This is a genomic window from Pseudoxanthomonas spadix, from assembly GCF_003703395.1.
In the GTDB taxonomy this organism is placed as follows: Bacteria; Pseudomonadota; Gammaproteobacteria; order Xanthomonadales; family Xanthomonadaceae; genus Pseudoxanthomonas_A; species Pseudoxanthomonas_A spadix.
This window is the reverse complement of record NZ_RDQN01000001.1, coordinates 122,507-141,695: the sequence shown is the minus strand read 5'-3', so window position 1 is coordinate 141,695 and position 19,189 is coordinate 122,507. Positions and strand designations below refer to the sequence as shown.

At 63.9% G+C, this 19,189-nt stretch carries 11 protein-coding genes, 1 tRNA gene, 2 pseudogenes and 1 other annotated feature; of the genes and pseudogenes, 3 read left to right on the top strand and 11 right to left on the bottom strand.

Features of this window, described 5'->3' with window-relative positions:
* Positions 1 to 147: 147 nt before the first annotated feature.
* Positions 148 to 4,299, top strand: a complete 4,152-nt coding sequence (dnaE, locus tag D9R12_RS15975; protein WP_244919616.1) for a DNA polymerase III subunit alpha — start codon at positions 148 to 150, stop codon at positions 4,297 to 4,299.
* Positions 4,300 to 4,393: 94 nt separating this feature from the next.
* Entirely contained in the window at positions 4,394 to 5,353 is a 960-nt protein-coding gene (locus D9R12_RS00600) for an acetyl-CoA carboxylase carboxyltransferase subunit alpha (protein WP_122226980.1), read from the top strand.
* Positions 5,354 to 5,530: 177 nt separating this feature from the next.
* On the opposite strand, the gene D9R12_RS00595 is transcribed toward D9R12_RS00600, so the two are convergent.
* The 11 genes and pseudogenes from D9R12_RS00595 to D9R12_RS00545 all read right to left on the bottom strand — a co-directional run.
* Complete coding sequence (locus tag D9R12_RS00595; RefSeq protein WP_122226978.1) at positions 5,531 to 7,423, bottom strand: M61 family metallopeptidase; 1,893 nt, start codon at positions 7,421 to 7,423, stop codon at positions 5,531 to 5,533.
* A 179-nt stretch (positions 7,424 to 7,602) separates the two neighbouring features.
* The gene (gene cyoD, locus D9R12_RS00590; protein WP_122226976.1) at positions 7,603 to 7,962 is read right to left on the bottom strand and encodes a cytochrome o ubiquinol oxidase subunit IV; all 360 of its coding nucleotides are present in this window, start codon (positions 7,960 to 7,962) and stop codon (positions 7,603 to 7,605) included.
* Positions 7,962 to 8,597, bottom strand: a complete 636-nt coding sequence (gene cyoC / locus D9R12_RS00585; RefSeq protein ID WP_193384100.1) for a cytochrome o ubiquinol oxidase subunit III — start codon at positions 8,595 to 8,597, stop codon at positions 7,962 to 7,964. The genes cyoD and cyoC overlap by 1 nt, the downstream gene beginning before the upstream one ends.
* Positions 8,594 to 10,594, bottom strand: a complete 2,001-nt coding sequence (gene cyoB / locus D9R12_RS00580; RefSeq protein WP_122227623.1) for a cytochrome o ubiquinol oxidase subunit I — start codon at positions 10,592 to 10,594, stop codon at positions 8,594 to 8,596. Before cyoB ends, cyoC begins: the two co-directional genes overlap by 4 nt.
* A gap of 233 nt (positions 10,595 to 10,827) precedes the next feature.
* Positions 10,828 to 11,691: pseudogene (cyoA, locus tag D9R12_RS00575) on the bottom strand (ubiquinol oxidase subunit II); the annotation flags it as partial.
* Positions 11,692 to 12,154: 463 nt separating this feature from the next.
* Positions 12,155 to 13,318: a zinc-dependent alcohol dehydrogenase gene (locus D9R12_RS00570; protein ID WP_122226972.1), complete on the bottom strand. Its 1,164-nt coding sequence runs from the start codon at positions 13,316 to 13,318 to the stop codon at positions 12,155 to 12,157.
* Between the two features lie 84 nt (positions 13,319 to 13,402).
* Entirely contained in the window at positions 13,403 to 13,741 is a 339-nt protein-coding gene (locus D9R12_RS00565) for a hypothetical protein (protein ID WP_122226970.1), read from the bottom strand.
* Positions 13,742 to 13,798: 57 nt separating this feature from the next.
* The gene (locus D9R12_RS00560) at positions 13,799 to 14,335 is read right to left on the bottom strand and encodes a hemerythrin domain-containing protein (protein ID WP_122226968.1); all 537 of its coding nucleotides are present in this window, start codon (positions 14,333 to 14,335) and stop codon (positions 13,799 to 13,801) included.
* Between the two features lie 217 nt (positions 14,336 to 14,552).
* The gene (locus tag D9R12_RS00555; RefSeq protein WP_122226966.1) at positions 14,553 to 15,455 is read right to left on the bottom strand and encodes a manganese catalase family protein; all 903 of its coding nucleotides are present in this window, start codon (positions 15,453 to 15,455) and stop codon (positions 14,553 to 14,555) included.
* 247 nt (positions 15,456 to 15,702) lie between these two features.
* Positions 15,703 to 15,778, bottom strand: a tRNA-Thr gene (locus D9R12_RS00550).
* Positions 15,779 to 15,930: 152 nt separating this feature from the next.
* A pseudogene (locus tag D9R12_RS00545) lies at positions 15,931 to 16,997 on the bottom strand (IS3 family transposase); the annotation flags it as partial.
* Positions 16,840 to 16,956: a sequence feature (AL1L pseudoknot), on the bottom strand. (Overlaps the previous pseudogene by 117 nt.)
* Before the next feature lie 299 nt (positions 16,998 to 17,296).
* On the opposite strand from D9R12_RS00545, the gene zorA reads away from it, so the two are divergent.
* A complete protein-coding gene (zorA, locus tag D9R12_RS00535; protein ID WP_122226964.1) occupies positions 17,297 to 19,186 on the top strand; it encodes an anti-phage ZorAB system protein ZorA in 1,890 nt (629 codons plus the stop codon).
* Positions 19,187 to 19,189: the final 3 nt, after the last annotated feature.

The following is a 19,189-nucleotide window of genomic DNA, read 5'->3' as shown; positions in this document are numbered from 1 at the left end:
CGCCGCGCCGCCGTTCCAACCTGACGCAGCACGCGGCCTGGATGGCCTGAACAGGCCACGCGCCTGCCGATCGCGCGTCCTTCCCGGGGCCCGGCCCGGCGCTGTCAAGCCTGCCCGGCCCTCCCTGCCTTGCGTACACTGCCCCGGATGTCCTCGCGCTTCATCCACCTGCACCTGCACACCGAATTCTCGCTGGCGGATTCGACCATTCGCGTGCCCGAGAAGCCGGACGAAGGCTTCCCGGCCAAGGCCAAGCGGCCCAACCTGGTCAGCGCGGCGGTGCAGCTGCAACTGCCGGCGCTGGCGGTCACCGACCGCAACAACCTGTTCGCGCTGGTGAAGTACTACAAGGCCTGCGAGGCGGTCGGGATCAAGCCGATCGCCGGTGCCGATGTGAGCATCGTCGAGGAAGACGGCACGCCGTGGTCGATCACCCTGCTGTGTCGCGACCACAGCGGTTATCTCACCCTCTCGCGGCTGCTCACGCGCGCATGGCTGGAAGGCCACCGCAGCGATGGCGTGGCGATCGATCCGGCCTGGCTGCGCGGCGACACCACCGGCCTGTTCGGGCTCATCGGCCGCAACAGCCAGGCCGGGCGGTTGGCCGGCGGCGGCCGCCACGACCTGGCCGAACAGCACCTGGCCGGCTGGCAGCGCGCATTCGGCGAGAACCTGCACCTGGAACTGACCCGCACCGGCCGCGAGGGTGAGGACGCCTTCAACGCCTTTGCCCTGCACGCGGCCGCCGCGCGCGGCCTGCCGGTGGTGGCCAGTAACGATGTGCGCTTCCTGGAGGCCTCCGGCTTCGACGCGCACGAGGCACGGGTGTGCATCTCCTCGGGCCGTGTGCTGGACGATCCCAAGCGTCCGCGCGAGTACAGCCCCGAGCAGTTCCTCAAGTCCGCCGCGCAGATGTCGGCCCTGTTTGCCGATGTGCCCGATGCGATCGACAACACCTGGGCCCTGGCCCAGCGCTGCAATCTCGAACTGAAACTGGGCACCTATTTCCTGCCGGCCTATCCGGTGCCCGCTGATCAGACCCTGGACAGCTGGATCCGCAGCCAGGCCCGCCACGGCCTGGAGGCGCGCCTGGAGAAGAACCCGCTGGCGCCGGGCAAGACCCGCCAGGACTACCTGGACCGGCTCGAGTTCGAGCTGGACACCATCATCAAGATGGGCTTTCCCGGCTACTTCCTGATCGTGGCCGACTTCATCCAGTGGGGAAAGCAACAGGGCATCCCGATCGGCCCGGGTCGCGGTTCGGGCGCCGGTTCGCTGGTGGCCTGGGCGCTGCAGATCACCGACCTGGATCCGCTGCCGTACAACCTGCTGTTCGAGCGCTTCCTCAACCCGGAGCGGGTGTCGATGCCCGACTTCGACATCGACTTCTGCATGGACCGGCGCGATGAGGTCATCGACTACGTGGCGCGCAAGTACGGGCGCGACCGGGTCAGCCAGATCATCACCTACGGCACCATGGCGGCCAAGGCCGTGGTCCGTGATGTCGGCCGCGTGCTGGGCTTTCCGTACGGGTTTGTCGACGGCGTGGCCAAGCTGATCCCCAACATCCTGGGCATCACGCTCAAGGACGCGCTGGGCGAAGGCAAGGACGAATCCATGCATTCGTCCGAGCTGAGCCAGCGCTATCGCGAGCAGGACGATGTGCGCGACCTGATCGAGCTGGCGCGCCAGCTCGAGGACCTGACCCGCAACGCCGGCAAGCATGCCGGCGGCGTGGTGATCGCGCCCTCGCCACTGTCCGATTTCTGTCCCCTGTTTGCCGAACACGACGAAGGCACCCGGGGCAGGAACCCGGTCACCCAGTTCGACAAGGACGACGTGGAGGCAGTGGGCCTGGTGAAGTTCGACTTCCTCGGCCTGCGCACGCTGACGATCATCGACTGGGCGGTGAAGGCCATCAACGGCCGGGACTCGGGACCCGGGACCCGGGACCCGGAAGAGCCATCCGGCGGCAATCCTGCCGCGGTGCCAAGGGAGAACACCTCGCGAAACGCTCGGGACCCGGGACTCGGGACCCGGGACCCGGAAGAGCCATCCGGCGGCAATCCTGCCCCGGTGCCAACGCAGAACACCTGGCGAAACGCTCGGGACCCGGGACTCGGGACCCGGGACCCGGAAGAGCCATCCGGCGGCAATCCTGCCCCGGTGCCAAGGGAGAACACCTCGCGAAACGCTCGGGACCCGGGACCCGGGACCCGGGACCCGGAAAAGCCATCCGGCGGCAATCCTGCCGCGGTGCCGACGGCGAACACCTGGCGAAACGCTCGGGACCCGGGACTCGGGACCCGGGACCCGGAAGAGCCATCCGGCGGCAATCCTGCCCCGGTGCCAACGCAGAACACCTCGCGAAACGCTCGGGACCCGGGACCCGGGACCCGGGACCCGGAAGAGCCAACCGGCGGCAATCCTGCCCCGGTGCCAAGGGAGAACACCTCGCGAGTAGAAACAGCGGCAGCGTTGGCGGAATGCCACGACCTTGCCATCGCTTCTCCCGGGTCCCGAGTCCCGAGTCCCGAGTCCCGGCCTCTGCTCGACATCGCCGCCATCCCGCTCGACGACCAGGCCACCTACCGCGACATCTTTGCCGCCGGCAACACCGGCGCGGTGTTCCAGTTCGAATCGGCGGGCATGCGCCGGTTGCTCAAGGATGCCCGGCCGGACCGCTTCGAGGACCTGATCGCGCTGGTCTCGCTGTACCGCCCCGGCCCGATGGACCTGATCCCGGACTTCAACGCGCGCAAGCACGGCCAGCAGCAGATCATCTATCCCGATCCGCGCACCGAAGCGATCCTCAAGGACACCTACGGCATCATGGTGTACCAGGAGCAGGTCATGCAGATGGCCCAGATCGTCGGCGGCTACTCGCTGGGCGGCGCCGACCTGCTGCGCCGGGCGATGGGCAAGAAGGTGCCGGCGGAAATGGCCAAACACCGCGAGATCTTCCGCACCGGCGCGGCCGCGGGCGGGGTCAGCGCGGCCAAGGCCGACGAGATCTTCGACCTGATGGAGAAGTTCGCCGGCTACGGCTTCAACAAGTCGCACGCGGCCGCCTACGCGCTGGTCAGCTACCAGACCGCCTGGCTCAAGCGCCACTACCCGGCCGAGTTCCTCGCCGCCACGCTGTCCTCGGACATGGACAACACCGACAAGGTGGTCGGCTTCCTGGGCGAGGCGCGCGTGATGGAACTGGAAATCCTGCCGCCCAAGGTGAATCACTCCGACTACATGTTCGTGGCCACCGACGCCAGGACCGTGCGCTACGGCCTGGGCGCGATCAAGGGCGTCGGCCAGGGCGCGTGCGAGGCGATCGTGGCCGAGCGCGCCCGTGGCGGGGCATTCACCGACCTGCTGGATTTCTGCAAGCGGGTCGGTTCGGCCAGACTCAACCGGCGCACGCTCGAAGCGATGGTCAATGCCGGTGCGCTGGATGAGCTGGGCCGCAACCGCGCCTCGTTGATGCTGCAGCTGCCCGAAGTGATCAAGGTGACCGAGCAGCTCGCGCGCGAACGCGCCTCGGGCCAGAACTCGCTGTTCGGCGGCGGCGACAGCGGCCCGGCGCTGGAGGTCGAGCTGCCGGAAGTGGACGAATGGCCGCTGGCGCACAAGCTCAATGGCGAACGCGAGACGCTGGGCCATTACCTGTCCGGCCATCCGATGGATCCCTATCGCGATGACCTCAAGGCGCTGGTCGGCAATGACCTGGGCAGCCTGGAGACCATCGTCAACGCCCAGTTCAGCGGCGGCGAGAAGAAGGGCTGGCGCCCGGGCGTGACCGCGGTGCTGGCCGGCAAGGTCGTGGCGGTGCGCCAGAAGGGCGACAGCCAGAGCTTTGTCACCCTCGAAGACGGCCGCGGCCGGGTCGAATGCAGCGCCTTCTCCGATGCGATGGGCGATTTCGGCCACCTGCTCACCCGCGACCGCATCCTGGTGGTCAAGGGCGAACTGCGCGAGGACGAATTCAACGGTGGCTACGCCCTGCGCCTGCGCCAGTGCTGGGACTACGCGCAGCTGGTGCAACAGGCGCAGAAGCTGTCCATGCGCCTGGACCTGCGCGTGCCCGGCGTGCTGGCGCGGATCGAGTCGCTGCTGGCCGAGCGTCGCCCCGGCAGCACCTCGCTGCGTCTGGACCTGCTGCTGCCCGAGGGCGTGGCCGGCACGCTGGAGATCAACGGCAGCCAGTCGGTGCGCGTGGATGCCGAGCTGGTCGGCACCCTGCGCGAGCTGCCCGGCGTGCGCGCGGTGAAGATGGCCATGGGCCAGCGCCCCTGGACGCATTGAAGCCGTGCCAGCCGTTGCGCCGCCGCACTGCCCGCTGCCGGGGCCTGGCGCCGGCTTGGGCTAAACTGCCCGCTTTACGGCCACGCGCTTGTCGATGACTCCCAATTACCTCGATTTCGAACAACCCATCGCCGACCTGGAAGCCAAGATCCAGGAACTGCGCAACGCCAGCGCCGGCACGGCGGTCAATGTCGATACCGAAGTGCGCGCCCTGCAGGACAAGCTGCGCGTGCGCACCGCCCAGATCTTCCGCGATCTCACGCCCTGGCAGGTCTCGCAGCTTTCGCGCCATCCGGCCCGTCCCCACACCGCCGATTACATCAAGGTGTTCTGCGAACAGTTCCAGGAACTGGCCGGCGACCGCGCCTTCGCCGACGACAAGGCCATCATCGGCGGCCTGGGCCGGATCAACGGCCGCGCGGTGATGATCATCGGCCACCAGAAAGGCCGCGCCACCAAGGAAAAGATCATGCGCAACTTCGGCATGCCCAAGCCGGAGGGCTACCGCAAGGCACTGCGCCTGATGAAGATGGCCGAGCGCTTCGGCCTGCCGATCCTCACCCTGATCGACACCGCCGGCGCCTGGCCGGGCATCGATGCCGAGGAACGCGGCCAGTCCGAAGCCATCGCCCGCAACCTGATCGAAATGGCCGAGCTGAAGGTGCCGATCATCTGCACCGTGATCGGCGAGGGCGGCTCCGGCGGCGCGCTGGCCATCGGCGTGGGCGACCGCACGATCATGCTCGAATACAGCACCTACTCGGTCATCACCCCCGAGGGCTGCGCCTCGATCCTGTGGAAGGACGCCGGCAAGGCCAAGGATGCGGCCGAACAGCTGGGCCTGACCGCCAGGCGCCTGCAGGGCCTGGGGCTGGTGGACAAGGTGGTGCGCGAGCCCAGCGGCGGCGCCCACCGCAATCCGCGCGCGATGGCCACCCGGCTCAAGGCCGTGCTGGTCGGCGAACTGGCATCGATGGACAACCTGCCGATCGACCTGCTGCTGCAGCGCCGCTACGAACGCCTGCGCAGCTACGGCGCCTACGAGGTGGCCTGATCGCCGGCGATGGCCCGCCACGGCCATCGCTTGTCCCCAAAAAAAACGAAGCAGATCGCAGTGCGAGCGCCGGCGCCTGAGCGGTGAACCACGCCCGCTGCAGGCGGTGACTGCGACGAGAAAGGGCCGCACCGGGTGCGGCCCTTCAACTTCCGCGATTGCCTGCGCGGCGTGCGACTACCTGGCGGTCAGCAGTTTGGTCAGCGTGTCGGTGGTGCCGGCAATGCGTTCCAGCGACGGATACTGCAGGCCGCCGTGGTAGTCGACCTTGAAGGTCTCGTAGCGGTCCAGGCGCTTGACCAGCAGTTCGATCGGCGCCTTGTCGGTCCTGGCCGCGGTCACCGCGTCCTTGATCGCATCACCGGTGAAGGCCAGGCCGTTGACCGCCACCACGGTCATCTCCGGGGCGATGCCGGCCTGAAACGCCGGGCCGTCCCACAGCACGTCGCCCACGTTGCCGTCGTTGCCCACCACCATGCCCAGCGAGTAGGTCAGATTGACGTTCTTGCCGCGGGTCTCGCCCGCCTTCACCGACACACTGGGCTTGTCGCTGAACACCAGCTTCCAGCCGCTGGCCTCGATGCCGCCGGTCAGCCCCGTCTTGCCATCCAGACGATCGCGCAGGAAGCTGGCCCAGTCGTCAGGCGCAACGCCGTTGAGCGTGGCCACCACTTCCTCGAAGTCATACGGTCTGACCACGTAGCTGCCGTTGTCCATGCCGAAGAACGCCCTGGCGAAATCGTCGATGGACTTTTTGCCCTTGCTCAGCGCCCGCAGCCTGGCGTCGGCTTCCAGCCAGATCATCTGGCCGCCGGCGTAGTAATCCTCGCTCAGCTGGTAGTTGCGATACGCCTGCGGCTGGCGACGGTTGATGGTCGGGTCGTTGGTGGTGTCCTGCAGCGCGCGCCATTCCAGGCCCGGACGGCCCCTGGCGTAGGTGGCTGCGACATTGGCCAGCGAATCCATCGCCTGGTCCCTGGACCACAGGCCCGAGCGCGCGGCCAGCACGTAGCCGAAGAACTGGGTCTGACCCTCGTACACCCACAGCAGGCTGTCGCCCATGGGCACGTTGAAGTTGGGCGTGGCCAGGTCGGCGCCGCGACGGAACTTGCCGTTCCAGGAGTGGTTGAACTCATGCGGCAGCAAGTCGCGGCCGGCCCAGGTCTCGTCCCACTTGCTGAAGTAATCCGGGCTGCCGCTGTTCTCGCTGGAGCGGTGGTGCTCTAGGCCGATGCCGCCCAGCTGGCTGGTCAGGGCCAGCAGGAAATCGTAGTGATCGTAGTGGTGCGCGCCGTAGAGCTTGTAGGCCTGCTCGACCAGCGCCCTGTGCCTGGCAACCTGCTCGGGCTTGGCCTCCAGCGACTTGGGCGTGTCGGCAAACACGTTGAGCTTGACGGGCGTATCGCCCACGCTCAGGTCGAACTGCCTGTAGTACTGGCCGGCGAACAGCGGCGAATCCTGCAGCATGTCCCAGCCCAGGGTCTTGAACTGCACTGTATCGCCGGCCCTGGAGGCGGTCTCGGCGGCAGTGGCGTACGACCAGCCGGCCGGCAACTTGACGCTGGCCTGGACCGGGATCTGACGCGCGAAGTAGCCGGCCGGATACAGCGTGGTCAGGTTCCACTGCAGGTTGAGCATGCTGGGCGTCATCACCACCCGGCCCTGGCCCGGCGCCAGCGGCGAGAGGTATTCGAACGCGACCTGCAGCTCGCTCGCACCTTCCGGCACCTGCACCTTGAACGCGTACACATCGTACTGATCGCGCTTCCACTCCAGCTTGCTGCCATTGGCGGTGAAGGTCAGGCCGGCGACCTTGTTGATCTGGCCGCTCGGGCTGTGATTGCCGGGAATCCACTGCGGGTACAACAGGGTCAGCTCGCCAGGCTTGACCGGCAGGGTCTGGCGCACCTTGAAGATGCGGCGATTCAGGTCGGTGGCGTCCACCTCCACGCGCAGCGTGCCCGGATACGGGATGTCCTGCGGGGCAGGCGTGGACGACTGCTGGGCGTGGACAGTCCCGGCCAGCGCGCACAATACGGCCAGTGCGACGGGCGGGAAGATGATCTTCATGGCGACTCCAGACGGATTCGAGAGGGAGAGGTAGCGCACCTGTCGATCCTATCGCCTGACATGGCACTGGCGTTCCTGCCATTGGTCATGGTCCGGGTCCGCACCAGTGCACCGTGCACCCAACGCACAAGGCCACCGCTGCGGGTGGCCTTGTGCGCGGGCAAATCCTGGTAGCAGCCTCAATGCATCATGTTTGCGTTCATGTTGTGCATCACCCACAGCGACCCCACGATCACGATGCCGATCACCAGCACGGTGAACACGAATACCAGCACGTTCCAGCGCTGTGTGGCCGAGCGGTCCATGTGCAGGAAATACACCAGGTGCACCACGATCTGCACCGCGGCCAGGACCGCCGCGACCACCGCGGTGACGCCCGCCGGGAAGAAGCCGGTCATGGCCAGCGCGAACGGGATCACCGTCAGCAGCACCGCCCAGAAGAACCCGACCAGGTAGGACTTCACGCTGCCATGGCTGGCACCGGCGTCGTGCAGCGCGCCGTGCGCGTGATCATCGGAGGGGTGGACAGGACCGCTCATCACAGGACTCCCAGCAGATAGACAACGGTGAACACGCCGATCCAGATGATGTCCAGGAAGTGCCAGAACAGGCTCAGGCACGACAGGCGCGTCATCATCTTCGGCGTCAGGCCACGCATCAGCACCTGGATGACCAGCACGATCATCCACAGGATGCCAGCGGTGACGTGCAGGCCGTGGGTGGCCACCAGGGTGAAGAAGGCGGACAGGAACGCGCTGCGGCCCGGGCCGGCGCCCTCGGCGATCAGGTGGTTGAACTCGTACAGCTCCATGCCCAGGAAGCCGGCACCCAGCAGGAAGGTCACCAACAACCAGCCCAGCAGCGTGGCCTTGCTGCCCTTGTGCGCCCCGATCATGGCCAGGCCAAAGGTCAGGCTGGAGCAAAGCAGCAGGAACGTCTCGCCCAGCACGAACTTCAGGTCGAACAGTTCCTTGCCGGTCGGTCCATCCACGGTGGAACCGGACAACACCGCATAGGCAGCGAACAGCCCCGAGAACAGCAGGCAGTCGCTCATCAGATAGATCCAGAACCCGAACACCGTGGTGCCGCCGGCATCGTGGTGCCCGTGATCCTGATCATGGTCATGCCCGTCGGGGCGCGCGTGGTTGATCGTGGTCGTGGCGGACATGGTCAGACAGCCTCCTGCGGCTTGGCGGCACGCAGCCGATCGAGCTGGTCGTAGCGCGCGTTCTCGATGCGAGCGACCTCGGCGGCCGGCACGTAGTAATCGGTGTCTTCATCGAAGGTGCGCACGATGTAGCTGCCGATCATGCCGACCAGGCCAACAATGGCCATCCACCAGATGTGCCAGACCATCCCAAAGCCCAGCAACACCCCGAAGGCTCCCATGAACACACCGATGGACGTATTGCGCGGCATGTGGATGTCTTCGTAGTGGGTCGGACGCTGGTAGGCGGTCCCTGCCTGCTTGTCGGCCCAGTGTTGATCACGCCCGGTGACCTTGGGCAGGTGCGCGAAATTGTAGAACGGTGCCGGCGAAGAGGTCGCCCACTCCAGTGTGCGGCCATCCCATGGATCCCCGGTGAGATCCCGGTTGTCGTTGCGCTTCCAGATGCTCCAGCCGATCTGGATGATGTTCAGCGCAATGCCGCAGGCGATGATCACCGCGCCACAGGCGGCCACGTAAAGCCACGGCACCCATTCGGGATTGTTGTAGGTGTTCAGGCGACGGGTCATGCCCAGGAAGCCCAGCACGTACAGCGGCATGAAGGCGATGAAGAACCCCACGATCCAGCACCAGAACGAGGCCTTGCCCAGCTTGTCCACCAGCTTGAAGCCGAAGGCCTTGGGCCACCAGTAGGTCAGGCCGCACAGGCAGCCGAACACCACCCCGCCGATGATCACGTTATGGAAGTGCGCGATCAGGAACAGGCTGTTGTGCAGCACGAAGGACACCGCCGGGATCGCCATCATCACGCCGGTCATGCCGCCGATGGTGAAGGTGACGATGAAGCCCACCGTCCAGTACATCATCGAGGTCATCTCGATGCGGCCGCGGAACATGGTGAACAGCCAGTTGAAGATCTTCACCCCGGTGGGCACCGCGATGATCATCGTGGTGATGCCGAAGAACGCGTTGACGTTGGCGCCCGAACCCATCGTGAAGAAGTGGTGCAGCCACACGATGAAGGACAGCACGCCGATGGCGCTGGTCGCCCACACCATGGAGGTGTAGCCGAACAGCGGCTTGCGCGAGAACGTGGAGACCACCTCGGAGAACACGCCAAAGCACGGCAGGATCAGGATGTAGACTTCCGGGTGACCCCAGATCCAGATCATGTTGATGTACATCATGGCGTTGCCGCCGCCGTCGTTGGTGAAGAAGTGCGTGCCCAGGTAACGGTCCGCGGTCAGCAGCGCCAGGCTGATGGTCAGGAACGGGAAGGCGGCGATCATCAGGATGTTGGTGATCAGCGCGGTCCAGGTGAAGATCGGCATGCGCATCAGGGTCATGCCCGGAGCGCGCATCTTGAAGATGGTCGCCACGAAATTGACGCCGGTGAGCGTGGTGCCCAGGCCGGAGATCTGCAGGGCCCAGATGTAGTAGTCGACGCCGACCCCCGGACTGTACTGGAGCTCGGACAGCGGCGGGAACGCCAGCCAGCCGGTCTGGGCGAATTCGCCGACGAACAGCGACAGCATCATCAGCACCACCCCGGCCACGAACAGCCAGAAGCTGAGCGAGTTCAGGAATGGAAACGCCACATCGCGTGCGCCGATCTGCAGCGGCACGATCAGGTTCATCAGGCCGGTGATGAACGGCATGGCCATGAAGAAGATCATGATCACGCCGTGCGCGGTGAAGATCTGGTCGTAGTGATGCGGCGGCAGGAAACCCTCGTTGCCGCCATGTCCCATCGCCAGCTGCATGCGCATCATGATCGCGTCGGCGAAGCCGCGCAGCAGCATCACCAACGCCACGAAGATGTACATCACGCCGATCTTCTTGTGGTCCACCGTGGTCAGCCACTCACGCCACAGCCAGCCCCACTTCTTGTAGTAGGTCATCAACGCCACGACGAGGACACCGGCCAGGCCGACACCTGCGGCGGTCGCGATCAGGATGGGCTCGTGGTACGGAATCGACTCGAGCGTCAGCTTGCCCAGCAACATTAGTGCTTCTCCTGCAAAGTCTGCGTGCCACCCGCCGGCGCCGGGGCGTCGTCGTGGTGCGTGTCCCCCATGCCGGGCATGGAATCCATCGAATGGGTGTCGTGTGCGTCCGAATCGCCGTTGTCGGCCGCCCCGGAAGCGGCATCCGGGGTGGCGTAATCGCCGGCGTGTGCGTTGGCCTGCGCGGCCGCTTCGGTGCCCGGCTCGGCCGGGTTGTCCCTGCCTGGCATCCTGTGCTCACCGGTGCCGTGCGAACCCATCATGTACTTGGCGATGATGGCGTCGAACAGCTCGGGCTGTACCGAAGCGTAGTAGGTCGGAGGCACGTCTTCGCTGGGCTTGGCCAGTTCTGCGTAGGCCGCCGCATCCAGGGCACGGCCCGAGGCCCTGACCTTGGCGATCCAGGCGTCGAAGCCAGCCTGGTCGGTGGCCAGGGCCTTGAAATGCATGCCCGAGAAGCCCTTGCCGCTGTAGTGCGAGGACAGGCCACGGAAGCTGCCCTGCTCGTTGGCGATCAGATGGAGCTTGGTCTCCATGCCGGCCATCGAGTAGATCATCGTGCCCAACTGCGGAATGAAGAACGAGTTCATCACCGAATCGGAGGTGATGCGGAAGTTCAGCGGCGTTTGCTCCGGGAACACCATCTCGTTGACCACCGCGATGCCCTGGTCGGGATAGATGAACAGCCACTTCCAGTCCAGCGATACCGCCTCGATGGTGACCGGTGCGACCTCCGAATCGAGCGGGCGGTATGGATCCAGTGCGTGCGAGGAGCGCCACACCAGCACACCCAACACCGTGATGATCACGCAGGGGATGGCCCACACGACGATCTCGATCGGCGTGGAATGGTGCCACTCCGGCTCGTAGCGGTGCTGCCTGGTGGCGCGGTAGCGGTAGGCGAATACCAGGGTCATCACGATGACCGGGACCACCACCAGCAGCATCAGTACCGTGCAGGTCACCAGCAGGTTGCGCTCGTCGATGCCGATCTGACCCTTGGGGTTGAGAATGGCGGACTGGCATCCGCCGAGAAACACACTGGCCAGCAAAATCCATGGACGCGCTCGTCCAGGAAGCTTCAGCAGGGACATGGTCAATCCAGTTGCGAGAAGAAATCGACTCCTAGCGGACGGCCGTGCCTCTGGTCGCCCGTAACACTGTCGCGCGTGGCGGTCGCCTTCAGGCAGGCCGTGTCGCAGGCGGGCAAGTGCTAGAACCGCTCCATTTTATGCTGTCCCGCAGCATCTGGGAAATCCCCTGGCAGATCCCCTTCCTCGGCCTTGCCGCAATCTCGCCCGGGCAGGCGCCGGATGCACAGCCTTCCCATCCCCGGACAAGCGGAACTGGCCACCGCCCGCGCGCGACTCCCAAACAGCGCGCGGGCTGACCCCTGCCCAGCCAGCATGCGGGCAGCGGCGTTGCTGCCGACCACCCGGGGCCACGTGATCGGCCAGGGCCACCGTGGCCATCGTGCGAGCGGCGGCGCGGGGGATCGCCCGCGCCGCCATGTCACCATCAATCCAGGAGTTCGCCCCCGCGTCCTGGCAATTCCCGTCAAGGGGTAAGCACGACCTTGCGGCAGGCGTCCTTCTTCTCATCGAAGATCCTGTAGCCCTGCGCAGCATCGGCCAGCTTCATGCGATGGGAGATGATGATCTCAGGGTCCAGGGTCCCTTCCTCGATGTAGCGCAACAGTTCAGGCAGGTACTTGTGCACATGGGTCTGTCCCATGGCAAAGGTCAAGCCCTTGTCGAAGGCATCGCCAATCAGGAACCCATGGATGAATCCTGCATAGACGCCAGGGACGCTGACAACGCCGCCGCGCCGCGTTGCCGTGATGCATTGGCGGATCACTTCGCCAGAGCTGGTTTCGAGCTTGAGCGTACTCAACACGGTTTCTGTCGTGCTGCCCTTGGCTTCGAACCCCACCGCATCGATGGAAGCAGACACGCCCCGCCCGTTGGTCTTCTCCAGGATGCGTTCGGAGGGATCGCCGTCACTGAGGTTCACCGGAATGACGCCATAGGCGGTCACGCCGAAGTCGAGGCGGTACTGTTCCGAATCGACCATGAAGATTTGCTCTGCGCCCAGCATGCGCGCGCACGCCGCCGCCATCAGGCCAACCGGCCCGGCGCCGAAGATCGCCACGCTGGAGCCAGCCTGGATCTTGGCGTTGAGCACGGCCTGATAGCCGGTGGGGAGGATGTCGGACATGAACAGCACCTTCTCATCGGCCAGGCTGCCCGGCACCGCAAACGGGCCCACGTTCGCCTTTGGCACCCGCACAAACTCGGCCTGGCCTCCGGGCACGCCCCCGTAGAGATGCGAGTAGCCAAACAAGGCCGCGGGCGGGGTCATGCTCGCGCGTTTGCGCAGACTCGCGCCCTGGTCGGGGTTGGTCGCCTCGCACGCTGCAAACAGGTCGTTTTCGCAGAAAAAACACTGGCCGCACGCGATGACGAAGGGGATCACGACCCGATCGCCCGCCTTGAGCTCGGTGACTGCCGGCCCTGCTTCCTCCACGATGCCCATGAACTCGTGCCCGAAGATGTCCCCGTGCCTGGTTTCGGGAATCTTCCCGTGGAACAGATGAAGGTCTGACCCGCAGATGGCGGTCGCGGTGACCCGCAGCACGATGTCGTCGGACTCGATCAGCGTGGGATCGGGGACTGTCTCAACCCGAACGTCCCTGGAACCGTGATAGGTCAATGCCTGCATTGCTTTCTCCGTGGATGGATGTCTGAAACCACTGGGCCTGGCCATCGCGCGAATCCGGCATCGGCCCATCCCGCCATGCCGCGCTCAATCCCGCTGCCCACTTGGATCCGAGTAATCGTGCTCTGGATCCACGTGCGATTCCTTTGGATCGTCGGGCATGTCGTGGTGCTTGCGCAGCGCCTTCTCATCGTTGAGCCAGGTCTCGGCGGTATGTCCCTTGGCCTGATCGCTGTGCTCATTGGTGGCGAATTCTTCCTTCCCATTCCCCGGGTCCCGGACCGCCGGTACGAAGGGCGAGATCGGATCGCTGGCCGGAAAGGTTTCTTCCAGCGCCTCATCATGCTGCGCGTCCTGATTCGGTTTTTCTGAAGCGCCCTGCGCACCGGACCTGGGCAAGACAGACTTCCGGGGGTGATTGCTCATGGTGGCTTCCCTCATAATGGCGGGCCGTGGCGGGCCGTGGCGGCCCGCCTGTGTTTGTCATTGAGCCAGGGTCCGCGCAGTGGACTTGACCGCCCCCTTGACCTTCTCGGCACCGATCTGCGCAAGGCCTGCAGCCGATGCCTTCCAGTCCTGGTATTGCTGGTCGAACTGAGCCAGTTCCTCGACGCTGAACAATGCCCGGGCTAGCTTGAAAACCGTGCCTTCTTCTTCGGTGGCGTGGTGATCGAGTTGCTCGCCAAATACCTTCGCCGCGCCGGCAAACTCCGGGCTTGCCGTGTCCGAGGCCTTCACTTCCGGTATCACCACCGATTCGATGGCGTGGTGCTCCAGATAGGCTTCGGCGATGGCCTTCTTGCCGTCTCGATCCGCGCGCTCGCGGATCGCCGGATAGAACACCTCTTCTTCCCATTTGGCGTGCGGCAGCAGCCCCGCCTCCACCTTGCCGAGCAGCTCGGCGCGCGTTTTGACCGCGCGGTCGGTCGTGGCATTGATCTGCTCGAACAGGGCGCGCAGTTCGTCGTGCTCACTGCGCAGGGTCTTGAGGATGTCGCGTTTTGGGGTTGCCGTTGCCATCTCCGATCTCCTACAGGGTGGGATGCCTACCCTCCCCCATGCCTCGTTATCGCCGCGATGCGCTTGCCGGCGATGAGCATCAAACCGATTTAACGAATGAGGGGAGGCGCAATACCGCATGCAGCGGCCAAACGAGATCCAGGCCAAAAATGACCTGCTGACTTCCAGCGCCGCTCGCAAACGGCGCGGTCCTGATCGGGGCGTATCAGACGGCAGATCAGGGCTCGGCTGCCGGATTCTTGGTCGCCCCCGCCCCGGGCCCGGCGCCCAGATCGGCACCGGTCAGCGGGTCGCCTTCCGGATTGGAGGCCGTGCGAGCGGCAAAGGCCTGCAACGCGGCCTTCTGCGTTTTCGAAAGCTCCACGCTTGCGCTGCCGTCCCCACCATCGACCGCCGACTGGGCGTCGCGATCGTCCACGACTTCCCATTGCGCGCCCTGATTCCAGGGGCCGCTGGCATTGCCGGCGCCCTGGGAAATATCGAAGTACAGGTCGGTGTATGCGGGATCGCCGGGCAGTTTCCCTGGCGGGAAGTTTGGCGTGATGGCGTACAGGGCCTTTTCGAAGGACTTCTGGTGCGCGATTTCGCGCGTCATCAGGAACGTGAGCGCATCCTTGATTCCCGGATCGTCGGTCACGTTGATCAGGCGTTCGTAGACCATCTTGGCGCGCGCTTCTGCGGCAATGTTCGATCTCAGGTCTGCAGTCGGCTCACCGATGGTATCGATGTAGGCCGCCGTCCACGGCACGCCCGATGAGTTCACCAGAGCCGCGCCACTGCCGTACAGAATGGCTTCTGTCTGACTGGTGCTGTTGCCGGTGAGAAGCCGCATTCCAGCGGCCTCGATCATGCCTTCGGCCAGCTCGCCCTTGGTGCCCTTGTTGAGCAGGGTAATGATCGAGCCGATGATCTCAAGGTGGCTGAGCTCCTCGGTGGAGATGTCGTAAAGCATGTCCTTGCGGCCAGGATCATCTTCTGCCAGGGCCTGGGTGAAGTACCTCATGGCCGCGGCCAGCTCGCCCTGCGGCCCGCCGAACTGCTCCAAAAGCAGGACCGCCAGTTGAGGATTGGGTTCAGCTACATGGACGGTGTACTGGAGGCGTTTGTTGTGCATGTACATGGCAGGCTCCTATGGTGTGTGATCCCCCTCGGGCCCAGACCATAGGACGGCCTCAGTAAATCGACATGAGACCTGCCAAAAATCGCCTTCACCGACGCATAGCACGTCCCGGCAACAGGCACCCCGTTCGCCGACCACCAGATCGCGGCTGCTGCGTGCCTGATTTTCAGAAGGGCATACAGACGAAAGGGTCGGACGGAAACCGGCCAACCCTTGATCTGATGGAGCGTTTTTATCGGCTTGAACCTGGTGCCGGAAACAGGAGTCGAACCTGCGACCTACGCATTACGAATGCGCCGCTCTACCAACTGAGCTATTCCGGCGAGGCCATTCATCATAGCAACGGCCCGGAATTCCAAGCAAGAAGGAAACATACTTTCCGTAAAATTCAATGACTTGGGTAAATTTTGACGATCCAAGCCGATGCCGCACATAGCCCGCCAACGCCACAGATCTGCCACGGATCCCGGCTAAGTCATTGATCCGTCAGGCATGAACTACGCATTGCTGATGCGTCGCTCTGAACCGTCCGGGTTTCCCGGAAGCTGGTGGGTTTGAGCCAGGTCGCAACTGTACTGTCCAGTTGCCAAGAGTAGGCCGCTTCGGCCTCCGCTGGCGGGATGTTCCCGATCGGCTCCAGCAGTCGTTGGTGATTGAACCAGTCAACCCGGTCGAGCGTGGCCAATTCCACCGCCTCGCGTTTGCGCCAGGACTGTCGGTGGATGACCTCTGCTTTGTACAGCTCGTTGATCGCCTCAGCCAGTGCGTTGTCGTAGCTGTCACCGGCGCTACCGACCGACGGAGGGGCTCGATGCCCGCTTCAGCCAGCCGCTCGGTGTAGCGGTTCGACACATTGCACGCCGCGATCGCTGTGACGGGTGAGCGCGCCATCGCCATCACCGCGTCGGGCATGCAGTGCCTGCTCCAGCGCGTCGAGCACGACGTCTGTGCGAGCCGAGCTGGAGACCTTGCAGCCGACGATGCGGCGGGCGAACACGTGGATCACGAAGGCCACCTAAACCCTTGCCAGGTCGACATGCAGGTTGAAGTCGCTGACTCACAGCGCATTCGGCCGCACGGCCCGGAACTGCCGATTTACTTTGTCTAGCGGACACGATGCCGCATTATCGCTGATCGTGGTCCTCACACCCCTGCCGCGCACCACTCCGTGCAGCCCGAGTCGACCCATCAACCGCGCCACCGTGTAGCGGGCCACACCGACAGACTCACGCCGCAACTGCCGCCAGACCTTGCGCACGCCGTAGACCTGGCAGTTCTCATCCCACACGCGCCGGATATCTCTGCACAGCCGTTCGGCCCGACGGACACGCGAGGGCGCGGTGGCCGGATCAGACCACCGGGCCATCTGCCGGTAGTACGCCGACGGGGCGATCGGCAGCGCTTTGCAGATCGGCTCGACCCGGTAGACGTGGCGGTGTTCGTGGATGAACGCCGTCATGGCTTGAACCGGCGGTCGAGCCCCGCCTGGGCAAAATACGCGCTGGCCTTGCGCACGATCTCATTGGCCTGGCGCAGCTCGCGCTCCAGAAACGGCGATCCGGACTGGAGAGTACAGTTGCGGTGCTGACTGCAGGTTAGTACCGATAGCCAGCGATGGCACTTGGTTCTCGCCTGATTTGATGAGAGGACGCGGTTACACTACCGGCACCAAGGGTGAGAAGGTTGTGGTGGAGAGCTACTTAGAAGCTCTCTCGCAACTTCGGCTGATGCCTAAGTAGCGCTGGCGGAGACCGAATGCCAGTGGGAACTGGGAATCATGGCTGGGATGCAGTGGGAAAACGCCAGCAAGTTGAAGAGCTAATAAAGGGGATTGAGAAGAAATGAACATGCTTTGGGTCGCAGCAACCAGCGATTGGCTACATACTCTGATTGCTTCGATCATCACAGTCCTCTTTCTCTGTTTTCTCTTCTTTTTCTTGTTCCGGGCGACTGCGCTTCTTGTGTCACTGAAGCGACTGGGGAATGCGGTTCGCCTACACGCGGGGAAGTCGCCCCCCCTCGTCAAGCGCGAACTCAGCAAGCTCTTCGCCAAGAGTCGGCTCCGACCAAACTGGGCGGAGTACGAGGACACGCTGCATGAGCAGACTGCCAATCAAGGTATTGATCGAGAAATCGTAGCCGTTCGTGCAACCGTCCCCGCAGAGTCGTTCTTCAATGCGGAGTTGGTGGTCGACAGCACTCTGCACACAGAGTTCTTCAAGCATCTCCCGGGGATTTTTACCGGACTCGGAATCATCGCGACCTTCAGCGGGCTTATCGCGGGCTTACAGAGCTTTGATGTAAAAGCAGTGGAACCAGACGCACTGAAAGCGAGTCTCGGCGGTCTTTTCGGCCACGTCGGTAGTGCGTTCCTTCTGTCTGCGGTTGCGATTGGCCTGGCGATGATCTGCACGATCTTAGAGAAGCTACTGTATGCAGCGAACGTGCACGCGATCACGTCGATTGCATTGGCACTGGACGGCCTTTTCAAGTCTGGTGTCGGCGAGGAGTACCTTTCCAAGTTGGTGAGGTCGTCTGAAGATGGTGCAGTACAGACAAAGCAGCTCAAGGAAAGCCTGGTTGAAGACCTGAAGGCTCTTTTGACCAATTTGACCGAACGTCAAATTGAAGCAACGCATCAGCTTTCGAACGATATTGGTGCAAGTCTGGAGACGAGCCTGCAGGCGCCGCTCCAAAAGATTGCCGATACGGTTCAGCTCGCAAGCCAAGAACAGTCCGCTTCGGCTGGCAAGATGATCGAGAGCTTGATGGGGACCTTCATGGCCCAGATGCGCGACACGATGGGAGCTCAGATGGGACATCTGAGCGTCATGATGCAGCAGACTGCTGCATCAATCATGCGCGTCGAGGAGAGCCTCCGAGAACTTGTCGACGACATGCAGAGCGCTACTAACGCGTCTTCTGAGGGCATCCAGCGTGCAATGGGGGAACTTCTGTCATCTCTCGCATCACATGAGCGCCAGCAATCAGAGGCGCTGGGCGGTGCTCAGGTGCAAATGCTGACACACGTTCAGAATGCAGTAGAAAGGATGGCATCTGCCCAGGCCGCTGGGGCAAACCAAGTGGGCGAGGCTGCTGCGGACGCGACGCGTCGAATTGTTGAAGCTTCCGCTGAGGTGCAGAAGGCCGGGGAAGAGTCTTCTCGCCGAGCAGCAGAGCTCGCAGAAGGCATTTACGATGTGACGCTTGAGTCCATTAGGAAACTTGAGAGCGGTGCTGCGCAGGTTGCATCGATGATGGCGGCGTTGAACGAAGTGGTCGATCGATTGGAGAGGACCAGTGGATCGCTGGCCGGCCTGCATGAGCAATCTGGACAGCTAGGTTCCAGGTTGGATCAGAGTGCAGCCAGCCTCCGGACCAGCACAGACACGCTGACCATTGCATCTCAAGCCTTGTCTCAAGCTAGCAGTCGTGTCGAAGGTATTTCTGGCTTGATGGCGACTGAAGCGAGTGCGCGCGAGGCAACGTTGAAAGATATTCAGCTTGCGCTGAGTAAGGGGCAAGAAGCTGCGCGCGATTTTGGCGAGTATTCGGAGATGGTCACTGACAAGCTTGGTGACGCTATGGAGCAATTTGGCTTTAAGACCGCTGCTGTGCTGAACCATCTCATGACTGACTTTGATAAAGAGCTCGGGAGCGCAGTCCTCATGCTGCGCGATATCGTTGAACGTATGTCCCTGATTGCCGCATCGGACGAGCGTAGGGGATAGGCA

Coding starts and splice junctions, on each gene's coding strand:
- dnaE (WP_244919616.1), top strand. CDS start 148: ATGTCCTCGCGCTTCATCCACCTGCACCTGCACACCGAATTCTCGCTG.
- D9R12_RS00600 (WP_122226980.1), top strand. CDS start 4,394: ATGACTCCCAATTACCTCGATTTCGAACAACCCATCGCCGACCTGGAA.
- D9R12_RS00595 (WP_122226978.1), bottom strand. CDS start 7,423: ATGAAGATCATCTTCCCGCCCGTCGCACTGGCCGTATTGTGCGCGCTG.
- cyoD (WP_122226976.1), bottom strand. CDS start 7,962: ATGAGCGGTCCTGTCCACCCCTCCGATGATCACGCGCACGGCGCGCTG.
- D9R12_RS00570 (WP_122226972.1), bottom strand. CDS start 13,318: ATGCAGGCATTGACCTATCACGGTTCCAGGGACGTTCGGGTTGAGACA.
- D9R12_RS00565 (WP_122226970.1), bottom strand. CDS start 13,741: ATGAGCAATCACCCCCGGAAGTCTGTCTTGCCCAGGTCCGGTGCGCAG.
- D9R12_RS00560 (WP_122226968.1), bottom strand. CDS start 14,335: ATGGCAACGGCAACCCCAAAACGCGACATCCTCAAGACCCTGCGCAGT.
- D9R12_RS00555 (WP_122226966.1), bottom strand. CDS start 15,455: ATGTACATGCACAACAAACGCCTCCAGTACACCGTCCATGTAGCTGAA.
- zorA (WP_122226964.1), top strand. CDS start 17,297: ATGAACATGCTTTGGGTCGCAGCAACCAGCGATTGGCTACATACTCTG.